The sequence below is a fragment of the Candidatus Poribacteria bacterium genome (assembly GCA_021295715.1).
GTDB lineage: Bacteria > Poribacteria > WGA-4E > WGA-4E > WGA-3G > WGA-3G.
Genome location: JAGWBV010000064.1, coordinates 15523 through 16185 on the forward strand (window position 1 = coordinate 15523; position 663 = coordinate 16185).

At 45.7% G+C, this 663-nt stretch carries 1 protein-coding gene; it reads right to left on the bottom strand.

Annotated features, from left to right (window positions below; genetic code table 11):
• The coding region (locus tag J4G07_15800; protein ID MCE2415455.1) for an AAA-like domain-containing protein at window positions 1–663 on the bottom strand (663 nt) is incomplete at both ends.

The following is a 663-nucleotide window of genomic DNA, read 5'->3' on the forward strand; positions in this document are numbered from 1 at the left end:
CTGATAATGTCATTATCGAAATTAAAGCGTCTACTTTCTTGGTAAAAAGCGATACGCATAAGCATTCTTTCAAAGCGTTGATCTCTACGTACATTTGTAATCAGGTGTGAAATGTTAGTGTTACGCTCCCTCAGGAGTTGTTTGTGTGCCTCAGAAAAGTGGACTATCTCAATCGTTTCGCTTTTGGGGATACCGAGTTCCTCAGTGAGAATCTGCGCGAACCTATTGACGAGGAACGGTTGTCCTGCTGTCTGTTTATGGATCGTTTCAACGACTTTAGAGGCGAATTGTTGTCCGACCTCGTCGGTGTACTGGGTAAGGAGTTCACGAACCTGTTCTAAAGTGAAGTTTCGGAGTGTGAACTCGTCCTGTATGTTGAACGGTGAGATGGAGCGATCGTAATTGAGTTGTGTAATGTTTTTAACCCCGACAATACCGACACTATACGGGGAACGGACCTCGCGTCCAGTGAGATATATCCGGCGGAGTGAACGGAGAAATCCGTTGATAGCGTCCTGTGGAATACCGTCGAATTCGTCGATGATAAGGAAGATCCGTTGGTTTTCCGCTAAGGTGGTAAACTGTTCAAGGGAATTGTCGGTTTTGGAATCCCAATCCTTTAGGTTTGGGAGGAAAAACCGCCCTCTTGGAAAGGACCAAAGC